This window comes from Paenibacillus sp. EKM10P, assembly GCF_011800655.1.
In the GTDB taxonomy this organism is placed as follows: Bacteria; Bacillota; Bacilli; order Paenibacillales; family Paenibacillaceae; genus Paenibacillus; species Paenibacillus polymyxa.
Genome location: NZ_JAALET010000089.1, coordinates 1 through 379 on the forward strand (window position 1 = coordinate 1; position 379 = coordinate 379).

1 protein-coding gene is annotated in these 379 nt (G+C 50.9%); it reads left to right on the forward strand.

The window, feature by feature from the left end; translation table 11 throughout:
* A partial coding sequence (locus HFE01_RS26535) for a condensation domain-containing protein (protein ID WP_167442916.1) occupies window positions 1–379 on the forward strand: 379 nt, incomplete at both ends.

The window sequence follows — 379 nt, forward strand, 5'->3', positions numbered from 1 at the left end:
ATATCATCGTCGGCACGCCGATTGCCGGAAGACCACATGCGGAACTGGGGAGCCTGGTAGGCGTATTCCTCAACACGCTGGCGATTCGCAATTATCCGTGTGGCGACAAAACGTTCCTGGATTATCTGCAAGAGGTCAAAGAGCATGCGCTTAGTGCGTATGAGCATCAGGAATATCCGTTTGAAGAGCTGGTTGAAAAGCTGGATTTAACGCGGGATACGAGCCGGAATGCGCTGTTTGACACCATGTTTGAGCTGAAAACATTTGAGCAGCAGGAGTTCGAGCTGGAAGGCCTAACCTTTAAGCCGTATCCGACGGACAATCCTACGTCCAAATTTGATCTGACCTTGGATGCCGTAGAGCAGCCAGAAGGCATTCT